This window comes from Pseudomonas sp. HMWF021 (genome assembly GCF_003061005.1).
GTDB lineage: Bacteria > Pseudomonadota > Gammaproteobacteria > Pseudomonadales > Pseudomonadaceae > Aquipseudomonas.
The window spans coordinates 22,188-31,172 of sequence record NZ_QAIK01000101.1 but is presented as its reverse complement, the minus strand read 5'-3'; the positions used below and the strand labels follow the sequence as shown (position 1 = coordinate 31,172).

General features: G+C 60.6%; 11 protein-coding genes. 6 read left to right on the top strand and 5 right to left on the bottom strand.

Going from position 1 to position 8,985, the window contains the following annotated elements; genetic code table 11:
• Positions 1 to 37 precede the first annotated feature (37 nt).
• Both DBR18_RS13490 and DBR18_RS13485 read left to right on the top strand, forming a co-directional pair.
• On the top strand, positions 38 to 862 hold the full coding sequence (locus DBR18_RS13490; RefSeq protein WP_108590673.1) for an ion transporter: 825 nt from the start codon (positions 38 to 40) through the stop codon (positions 860 to 862).
• Positions 863 to 1,043: 181 nt separating this feature from the next.
• Positions 1,044 to 2,039, top strand: coding sequence for a sulfate ABC transporter substrate-binding protein (locus DBR18_RS13485; protein ID WP_108590675.1), 996 nt, complete (start codon positions 1,044 to 1,046; stop codon positions 2,037 to 2,039).
• 144 nt (positions 2,040 to 2,183) lie between these two features.
• On the opposite strand, the gene DBR18_RS13480 is transcribed toward DBR18_RS13485, so the two are convergent.
• Positions 2,184 to 2,804 carry a DUF5666 domain-containing protein gene (locus DBR18_RS13480; protein WP_108590672.1) on the bottom strand — a complete coding sequence of 207 codons (621 nt, stop codon included), beginning with the start codon at positions 2,802 to 2,804 and terminating at the stop codon, positions 2,184 to 2,186.
• 243 nt (positions 2,805 to 3,047) lie between these two features.
• Between DBR18_RS13480 and DBR18_RS13475 the strand changes: the two genes are divergently transcribed.
• The 4 genes from DBR18_RS13475 to DBR18_RS13460 all read left to right on the top strand — a co-directional run bounded on the left by DBR18_RS13475 (position 3,048) and on the right by DBR18_RS13460 (position 6,426).
• A complete protein-coding gene (locus DBR18_RS13475) occupies positions 3,048 to 4,235 on the top strand; it encodes an MFS transporter (protein WP_108590671.1) in 1,188 nt (395 codons plus the stop codon).
• Between the two features lie 179 nt (positions 4,236 to 4,414).
• Positions 4,415 to 5,302: a LysR family transcriptional regulator gene (locus tag DBR18_RS13470; protein WP_108590670.1), complete on the top strand. Its 888-nt coding sequence runs from the start codon at positions 4,415 to 4,417 to the stop codon at positions 5,300 to 5,302.
• An 84-nt stretch (positions 5,303 to 5,386) separates the two neighbouring features.
• Positions 5,387 to 5,854 (top strand): helix-turn-helix domain-containing protein, encoded by a 468-nt coding sequence (locus tag DBR18_RS13465; RefSeq protein ID WP_108590669.1) that lies wholly within the window; start codon positions 5,387 to 5,389, stop codon positions 5,852 to 5,854.
• Positions 5,851 to 6,426, top strand: a complete 576-nt coding sequence (locus DBR18_RS13460) for a PIN domain-containing protein (protein ID WP_108590668.1) — start codon at positions 5,851 to 5,853, stop codon at positions 6,424 to 6,426. The genes DBR18_RS13465 and DBR18_RS13460 overlap by 4 nt, the downstream gene beginning before the upstream one ends.
• 59 nt (positions 6,427 to 6,485) lie before the next feature.
• On the opposite strand, the gene DBR18_RS13455 is transcribed toward DBR18_RS13460, so the two are convergent.
• The 4 genes from DBR18_RS13455 to DBR18_RS13440 form a co-directional block, all read right to left on the bottom strand.
• Entirely contained in the window at positions 6,486 to 6,890 is a 405-nt protein-coding gene (locus tag DBR18_RS13455) for a hypothetical protein (protein ID WP_007961667.1), read from the bottom strand.
• A 24-nt stretch (positions 6,891 to 6,914) separates the two neighbouring features.
• Positions 6,915 to 8,117, bottom strand: a complete 1,203-nt coding sequence (gene ccmI, locus DBR18_RS13450) for a c-type cytochrome biogenesis protein CcmI (RefSeq protein ID WP_108590667.1) — start codon at positions 8,115 to 8,117, stop codon at positions 6,915 to 6,917.
• Entirely contained in the window at positions 8,114 to 8,584 is a 471-nt protein-coding gene (locus DBR18_RS13445; protein WP_108590666.1) for a cytochrome c-type biogenesis protein, read from the bottom strand. The genes ccmI and DBR18_RS13445 overlap by 4 nt, the downstream gene beginning before the upstream one ends.
• Positions 8,581 to 8,985 (bottom strand): DsbE family thiol:disulfide interchange protein (locus DBR18_RS13440; protein ID WP_256588700.1); only part of this gene is annotated, 405 nt, incomplete at its 5' end. The genes DBR18_RS13440 and DBR18_RS13445, both read right to left, overlap by 4 nt.

The following is an 8,985-nucleotide window of genomic DNA, read 5'->3' as shown; positions in this document are numbered from 1 at the left end:
ACCTAGGCTGCGCTGATCTTCAATTCAGGCGTTATCCATGGACAGCAGCAACAGTTGGCGTGAACGGCTTTACGTGATGATTTTCCAGAGCGACACCCTCGCCGGGCGGCGCTTCGACGGCACCTTGCTGTTGATCATCCTCGCCAGCCTGGTGGTGGTGATGCTCGACAGCATCGACAGCATTCACCAGAACTTCGCCGACGTGCTGGCGTACATCGAATGGGGTTTCACCGTGATCTTTCTCGGTGAATACATCCTGCGCCTGTACTGCTCCCCCAAACCGTTGCGCTACGCCTTCAGTTTCTACGGACTGGTGGATCTGCTGGCGATCGTGCCCGGGATCCTCGCGCTGTATTACAGCGATGCGCAGTACCTGTTGATCATCCGCATCATCCGCATGCTGCGGATCTTCCGCGTGCTCAAGCTCAGCCCGTACCTCAAGCAAGCCAACTATTTGATGTCGGCGTTGCGTGGCAGCAAGCAGAAGATCGTGGTGTTTCTGGTCAGCGTCTGCACCCTGGTGACGGTGTTCGGCACTCTGATGTACGTGATCGAAGGCCCGGAACATGGCTTCACCAGCATCCCCAAAGGCATCTATTGGGCTATCGTGACCCTGACCACCGTCGGCTTCGGCGACATCGTGCCGAAGACTCCGCTGGGCCAGGTGATTTCCTCGCTGGTGATGATCACCGGTTACTCGATCATCGCCGTGCCCACCGGGATTTTCACGGCGGAGCTGGCCAACGCCATGCGCGGCGAACAACTGCAACACGATTGCCCGGTGTGCAAGAAAAACAGTCATGAGCATGGCGCGGCGTTCTGCTCACGGTGCGGTAATCAGCTGTTCAAGAAACTGGAATAAGCACAGAGCTTTTTAATCTTTAAACGACTATGCGTGCCCCGTTATAGTCAGTGGCAATTGAACATCACCCCCTGTAGGAGCTGCCGCAGGCTGCGATCTTTTGATCTTGTTTTTAAAAGATCAGGATCAAAAGATCGCAGCCTTCGGCAGCTCCTACACAAAACAGAACAAGGAATGCGCAGTGAAAAAACTCTTTGGCGCCTCACTTCTCGCCGCCGGTCTCGCCTTTGGCAGCGTGGCTCAAGCCGCACCGACCCTGCTCAACGTCTCCTATGACGTGATGCGCGATTTCTACAAGGACTACAACGCTGCGTTCCAGAAACACTGGCAGGCCGAGCACAACGAAAACATCACGGTGCAGATGTCCTTTGGCGGTTCGAGCAAGCAAGCGCGTTCGGTGATCGACGGTCTGCCGGCTGATGTCATCACCATGAACATGGCAACCGACATCAACGCCCTCGCCGACAACGGCAAACTGGTGCCGGAAAACTGGGTCACCCGCCTGCCGAACAACAGCGCGCCGTTCACCTCGGCCACCGTGTTCATCGTGCGCAAAGGCAACCCGAAAGCCCTGAAAGACTGGCCCGACCTGCTCAAGGACGGCGTGCAGGTGATCGTGCCGAACCCGAAGACTTCGGGCAACGGCCGCTACACCTACCTCTCGGCCTGGGGCTACGTGCTGAAGAACGGCGGTGACGAGAACAAGGCCAAGGACTTCGTCGGCAAACTGTTCAAGCAAGCGCCGGTGCTCGATACCGGTGGCCGCGCCGCGACCACCACGTTCATGACCAATCAGATCGGCGACGTGCTGGTGACCTTCGAGAACGAAGCGGAAATGATCGCCCGCGAGTTTGGCCGCGATCAGTTCGAAGTGATCTACCCAAGCGTCTCCGCCGAAGCCGAGCCACCGGTGTCGGTGGTCGACAAAGTGGTCGACAAGAAAGGCACCCGCGCTGCCGCCGATGAATACCTGAAGTACCTGTGGTCGCCGGAAGGCCAGGAAATCGCCGCCGCCAACTACCTGCGCCCACGGGATCCGGCGGTGCTGGCGAAGTACACCGACCGTTTCCCGAAAGTCGACTTCCTGTCGGTGGAAAAGACCTTCGGCGACTGGCGCTCGGTGCAGAAGACTCACTTCAATGATGGCGGGATCTTTGATCAGATCTACAGCCAGTAAGATTTGGCGGACATGAAAAAGGCGACCTCAACAGGTCGCCTTTTTTATGCCCCCCTGTAGGAGCTGCCGAAGGCTGCGATCTTTTGACTTTGATTTTAAAAACCAAGATCAAAAGATCGCAGCCTTCGGCAGCTCCTACAGTAGTTACATCGGTGGGGTGACGCCGTCCTTGCCGGCGGAGATCGATTGCGCGGTCAGCGTGCCGTCCGCACTTTGCGTGACAAAAGTGACGATCTTCACCCCCACCTTCAGCAAGCTGCGATCCCCCGGCGTCAGATTGACGATCGGCACGTCCTCCGGCACCAGGATCTTCTGCTGCCCGCCCTTGTAGTTGACGGTCAGCACCCGGCCATTGCTCACCACTAGATCGCCGACGCTGCCATTGGTCATGCTGCTGCCCTTGGCCAGATCAAAGGGCCGATGGCCGTCACCGCTGCCGGCCAGCTCCGGCGGGAATACGTGCACTTCCATTGCCTTGAGCGTGCCATCCTCCTGCGGCATGGCGGCCGAGCCGATGTAGCTGCCGGGTTTGATGTCTTCGATATTCGCCAGGGTGACGGCGCGGACCTTGGTGTCCGGGTTCAATTGAATCACTACGTTCTCGCCGCTGTTGACGTGGACTTTCAACGAGTCGGCGCTGACCCCGGTGATTTCGCCGCGCACCCCGAGCCGCGTACCGGGGGCATCGGCCGCCTGCACCGCGCTGGCGCCCAGCAGGCCGATCAGGGCAATCGTGGTGGTGTGACGCAGCAACTGACGCAACATGGCAATCCTCCGGTGATGAACAGTAGAAGCACTGTGCTAAACATAAGCACGCTATCGAAGAAGATGTAAGTGAATGTATCATCCCCCCTCCCCGGCCGGACGCAAGGTCCGCCGATGGACGCCACCACGCTTGAAGCCAATCATTCCGCAATGGAATAACTGCTATCGATACAAGGCTTCTACCGCCGCTTCGGTGCGTCCCTTAGCCTCACCGCATTCCCTTTCGCTGGATCGAGAAACCTTATGAACGCCACAACTCACGCAATGACCCGAGGCATGGTGCTGCTGTTCGCCTTCTGCTGCGGCGCGATCGTCGCCAACATCTATTACGCACAGCCGATCATCGGCCTGATCGCGCCGGACATCGGCCTCTCCGACACCATGGCCAGCTTCATCGTCTCGCTGACCCAGATCGGTTATGCGCTGGGCCTGTTCTTCCTGGTGCCGCTGGGCGACCTGCTGGAAAACCGTCGCCTGATGATCATCACCACCGTGGTGGCGATTGCCAGCCTGCTCGGCGCGGCGTTCACCAGTCAGCCGAATGTGTTTTTGCTGATCTCGTTGCTGGTGGGTTTCAGTTCGGTGTCGGTGCAGATCCTGATTCCGCTGGCCGCGCATCTGGCGCCGGAAGAATCCCGGGGCCGGGTGGTCGGCGGGATCATGGGCGGCCTGCTGTTGGGCATCCTGCTGGCGCGACCGGTGTCGAGCGTAGTGGCTGACCATTTCGGCTGGCGCGCGATGTTCATGATTGCTGCGGCGTTGATGGCGGCGATCAGCGTGGTGCTGGCGTTGACCGTGCCCAAGCGCCAACCGGATCACAGCGCCACGTATGGCCAGTTGATCGGTTCGCTGTGGACCCTGCTGCGCCAGCAACCGGTGCTGCGTCAGCGCGCGTTTTATCAGGGTTGCATGTTCGCCACCTTCAGCCTGTTCTGGACAGCGGTGCCGCTGGAACTGGCTCGCAACCACGGTCTGTCGCAGAGCGAGATCGCGATCTTCGCCCTGGTCGGCGCCATCGGGGCCATCGCCGCGCCGATCAGCGGACGCCTGGCTGACGCCGGCCATACCCGCACCGCTTCGCTGCTGGCCATGCTGTTTGCCAGCCTGAGCTTCCTGCCGGCGTTCATCCACCCGGCTTACAGCGTTATCGGTCTGGCTGTGACCGGTGTGGTACTGGATTTCTGCGTACAGATGAACATGGTCCTCGGCCAGCGCGCAGTCTATTCGCTGGACGCCAAAAGCCGTGGTCGCCTGAATGCGCTGTACATGACCAGCATCTTCATCGGCGGCGCCTTCGGCTCGTCGGTCGCCAGTGCGGTGTACGAGCATGGCGGCTGGTTGTGGATCGTGATTGTCGGCAGTGCTTTCCCGCTGCTGGCGCTGGTGCGGTTTTTGAGCGCATCACAGCGGCGGTCATTGGCGACGGCTTGAGTCATCAGCGGCCCGCTCGGCAAAGCCGATACTAAACACACCGCCCCCCTGTGGGAGCGGGCTTGCTCGCGAAGGCGCCGGATCAGTCAACACATCCGCTGGATGTCAGACCGTATTCGCGAGCAAGCTCGCTCCCACAGGGCTCCTCTGAATGCTTCAGGATTGCACAAGGACCTGAGATGGACCGCCTCGCCGCCATGGAAACCTTCGTCTGCGTCGTCGAAACCGGCTCGTTTTCCGCCGCCGCGCGACGGCTGAATATCGGCCAGCCCGCCGTGTCGAAAACCATCGCTCAACTGGAGAAACGCCTGGCGGTCAGCCTGCTGCTGCGCTCGACCCGAGGCCTGACTCCGACCGAGGCTGGCCTGGCGTTTTTCGAGCGGGCCAGACGCGCCATCGATGAAGCAAACGAAGCCGATAACGCCGCCCGTGGCAGCGCTAGCGGTTTGCGCGGCAACCTGCGGATCAGCGCTGCGGTGACTTTCGGGCGTCTGCATGTCGTGCCGCAGTTGGGGCCGTTTCTCGATCAGCATCCGCAACTGAGCATCGATCTGATGCTCGACGACCGCAACATCAATCTGGTGGAAGAAGGCATCGACGTCGCCCTGCGCATGGGTCCGCTCAGCGACTCCAGCCTCACCGCGCGCAAGATCGCCGACTGCCGCCGCGTGGTGCTCGGCACCCCGGCGTACTTTGCTCGCCACGGCGAACCCAGCCACCCTGCCGATCTGGATCAGCACCAAGGCATCGTCTACAACCTCAGCGGCGGCGCCACCTGGACGTTCATCCGAGGCTGCGAACAACAGACGCAAACCCTGACCGGCCGCCTGCGCGTCAGCGCCGCCGAGGGCTTGCGCGCAGCCGTGCTGGCCGATCAGGGCCTGACCATCGCTTCGCAATGGATGTTCGCGCCAGAACTGGCGAGCGGTGCGGTCAGGGTGGTGATGGGTGATTGGCGTTTGCCGGATCAGGACTTATGGGCTGTGTTTCCCACGGGACGGATGGTCAGTGCGAAGGCGCGGGCGTTTGTGGAGTACATGGAAAACTTGCTGACACACCTGAACTGAATCAGCTTCCGTTTCGTTTATTGCGATTTTCGTTTAATTCGAATAACGTTCCAGCATCCTCTATTCAGAATGCTGGAATCCATTATGTCGATTGTCATCCACCCCTCTCTCAACCTCCCTGTGGAGCGCGAAGTCAAAGCCGCAATCGAAGGCAGACGCGCGCTCACCGCCTACCTCGCGACCCGATTCGAAACCCAGCACATTCAGATTTTCGACGAGCAGAATCAGGCACATCAGGTCGAGCTACCCACCTCTGCACTGCGCTTGCTGGTGGACATTCTGGCGGAGCTGGCTGAAGGCAATGCCGTCAAAGTCGTACCGGTGCATGCCGAGCTGACCACTCAGGAAGCCGCTGACATGCTCAATGTCTCACGCCCGCACCTGATAAAACTGCTGGAAAGCGGCGAGTTGTCCTACCACAAAACCGGCAAGCACCGACGTGTGCGTTTCGCCGATTTGATGGACTATAAAACCCGGCGCGACACCGCCAGCGAGCAGGCAATGGCGCTTCTCGCGGAGCAGGCACAGGCGTTAAGGACAGGATACGAGTGAGGCATTCACCTTTCACCGCTGTATACGATGCATGTGTTTTGTACCCCGCCCCACTGAGAGATTTTCTGATGTGGCTTGCTCTTTCGGGGCGATTTCGAGCCCGGTGGACCAAGAAGATTCACGGCGAATGGAAACGCAATTTATTGAAAAACAGAACCGATCTGACGATGGAGCAACTGGATCGCACGTCCGAGCTTATGGATCGTGCGATCCCGGATGCCTGTGTCTACGATTTTGAAGACCTGATCACCGGACTTTCCTTACCCGATACCAACGACCGCCATGTACTGGCCGCAGCCATACGCTGTGGCGCTGGGGTGATCGTCACGTTCAATCTGAAAGATTTTCCCGATGCCTGCCTCGCCCCCTATGGCGTCGAGGCCCAACACACTGATGAGTTTGTCGAAAACCTGTTTCACCTTGATCCGGCAGCAGTTATCGCTGCAGCGCAACGGCAGCGCCAACAACTTAAATTGCCACCGATGGCCGTCGAGCCGTTTCTGGATCTTTTGCAGCGCCAGGGGTTGGTTGAGTCAGTTCGGGCGCTAAGCACCTACCGTGCGATTCTCTGAATACTCGTTTTGGGAACACCAGATAAACAAGCGGCGATCCAAGGATCGCCGTTTTTTCATCACTGCCCGAACTGTTTGCCCAACCCCGGCGGCACGCCGTGGATGTCGGTGTCTTCCCATGGGCCGTTGGGGCTGACGGAGCGGGTCCAGCCGTTGTTCCAGCGGAAGTAGGTGCGCTGGCGGTAGAAGGTGTTGGGCTGGTCGTCGAGGACGTAGACGCCGAGTTTCTGGTCCCAGTGGCTGTTGCCGCCCGGTGGCGGGGCGAAGCTGGCGGAGGTGCGTGGGACTGGCTTGGACGGTTTGGCCGGAATGCTTTTGCCCGGGGTCGGCGAGGTCGACGGGGTCGGGCTCGGTTGTGACGGCGGGATCGGCGGCAGATTGGTGGTCGGTTCCGGTCGGTGCACCGCACAGGCGCTCATGCCCAGGGCCATGGTGATGACTGCGATTCGGGCGAGACTGTGCATGGCGGTGCTTTCCTGTTGTTCCGGTTATTGGTCCGGGCTGTCGATGGTCAGTGTTTGCGGCGCGGTGGTGCTGCTGGCCAGAGGGCCGCTGCGACCTACCCACTCACCGGCGGTCGGTTGACCGGCTCGGGAAATGCGCGCAACCAGTTGGACTTCAGGAAAGTTCGACAGTTTCAACTGCGGCATCATCGCGTCGGCATCGCCCAGTTCGACGGTCACCGGCAGATCCGCCACGGTCATGCGCTTGGCCGCCAGCGGCGCCGGCGGGCCGGAAACGGCACGGGCGAAGATGAACACGCTGTCACCCGGTTGTACCTTGCCCTTGAGTTCACTGGACAGATCCACGCGCACCTTGAGCAGCGCGGCAGCCTTGGCGGTCGGGCTCGCAGCGACCTTGCCACCACTGGCTTCAAGCCGTTCGGTGGCGCGGTTGATGCCGCCCTGCAGGGCTTCGCGGGATTTGTCGTCCTCTGGCAACTGCGCCAGCAAACGGTTCCAGTAATCGATGGCTTGCTGGTAACGCTCGCCTTCGAACGCGGCGATACCGAGCAGGCCGAGGCTGGTGACTTCTTTCGGATCGGCCTTCAGCGCTTCGTCGGTCAGGGCCTGGATCTTGTCCGACCACTTCTTGCCATCGGCGAAATACTGCGCCTGCGCCCACTGGCCGAGCAGTTCCGGTTGGCGCCCGGCAAGGTTGGCGGCGCGTTCGAACATCTTCGCGGCGTCCGCCGGACGATCCTGAGCCATGTAGGTGCGACCGAGGAAGTACAGGCCTTCGGCCGAATCCGGTTGCGCGGCAACGGCGCGCTCCAGACGCCGGGTCATCTCTTCCATCGACTGCGGCGCCTGGGCGAATTCGCGGGTCAGTTCGACTTTGTCGGCAGCACCGAAATGCAGATACAGCCCCAGCCCCAACACCGGCACCAGCACCGCTGCCAGCAGCGGCAACGGCTTGCCCAGTTTCGACACACGCGGCGCAGCAACGCCTTCGGTATCGGCGAGCAGTTCACGCGCCGCCTCGGCACGCCCACTGTCCATTTGCGCCGCGTCGAGTACGCCTTCAGCCTGCTGCGCTTGCAGCTCGGCGACACGTTCCTGATACAGCGCCACGTTGAGGGCAGTTCGATCCTCTTCACGCTGGGCGCGACGGCCACGCAAAACCGGGATCAGCAGAAAACTCAGGGCGACCAGAAGCAACAGCCCTGCGGCTAGCCAGAAATCAATCATTCTTGGTTTTTATCCAACAGTTGGTCGAGGCGCTGACGTTCTTCGGTGGACAGCGATGGCGGGGTCTCGGTGCGCTGTGCGCGACGCCGGCGAACGATCACTGCGATCACCACCAGACCACCGAACAGCAAGCCCGCCGGGCCGAACCACAGCAGTGCGGTCTTGGCATTGAGCGCCGGTTTGTAGCGGACGAAATCACCGTAGCGATCGACCATGAAATCGATGATCTGCTGATTGTCCTTACCCTCGCCGAGCATGCGGAAAATCTCTTTGCGCAGGTCAGCGGCAATCGGTGCGTTGGAGTCGGCGATATCCTGGTTCTGGCACTTGGGGCAACGCAGTTCCTTGGTCAACTCGCGGAAACGCTCGCGATCACCTTCCTTGGCGAATTCGTAAGTGTCGATGGCGGCATGCGCCACGCCGGCCAGACTCAGGCCCAATACCACCGCAGCCAGAAAGCGCTTCATGGCTTGGCCTCATCGACCAGCGCCTGATACTTGGCCGCGAGTTTTTCGCGCCAGACCTGCTCGTCGATCACACCCACGTACTTGTCGCGGATGATGCCCTTGGCGTCGATGAAGAAGGTTTCCGGCGCGCCGTACACGCCAAGGTTCAGGCCCAGCGAGCCTTCGTCGTCACGGATATCCAGCACGTACGGGTTGTGGAATTCGGCCAGCCACTTCAACGCATCGGCGTTGGTGTCCTTGTAGTTGATGCCGTAGATCACCACGCCACGCTCGGCCAGTTTGTTCAGCACCGGGTGCTCGACCCGGCAGGAAATGCACCAGGTGCCCCAGACGTTGACCAGCGCCGGTTTGCCGAGAATGTCAGCCTTGGTCAGGGTCTTGTCGCCCTGCACGTTCGGCAG

What these genes read in the sequence shown, in the direction of transcription:
- DBR18_RS13490 (WP_108590673.1), top strand. Translation starts at nt 38, where the DNA reads ATGGACAGCAGCAACAGTTGGCGTGAACGGCTTTACGTGATGATTTTC.
- DBR18_RS13480 (WP_108590672.1), bottom strand. Translation starts at nt 2,804, where the DNA reads ATGTTGCGTCAGTTGCTGCGTCACACCACCACGATTGCCCTGATCGGC.
- DBR18_RS13475 (WP_108590671.1), top strand. Translation starts at nt 3,048, where the DNA reads ATGAACGCCACAACTCACGCAATGACCCGAGGCATGGTGCTGCTGTTC.
- DBR18_RS13470 (WP_108590670.1), top strand. Translation starts at nt 4,415, where the DNA reads ATGGACCGCCTCGCCGCCATGGAAACCTTCGTCTGCGTCGTCGAAACC.
- DBR18_RS13465 (WP_108590669.1), top strand. Translation starts at nt 5,387, where the DNA reads ATGTCGATTGTCATCCACCCCTCTCTCAACCTCCCTGTGGAGCGCGAA.
- DBR18_RS13455 (WP_007961667.1), bottom strand. Translation starts at nt 6,890, where the DNA reads ATGCACAGTCTCGCCCGAATCGCAGTCATCACCATGGCCCTGGGCATG.
- ccmI (WP_108590667.1), bottom strand. Translation starts at nt 8,117, where the DNA reads ATGATTGATTTCTGGCTAGCCGCAGGGCTGTTGCTTCTGGTCGCCCTG.
- DBR18_RS13445 (WP_108590666.1), bottom strand. Translation starts at nt 8,584, where the DNA reads ATGAAGCGCTTTCTGGCTGCGGTGGTATTGGGCCTGAGTCTGGCCGGC.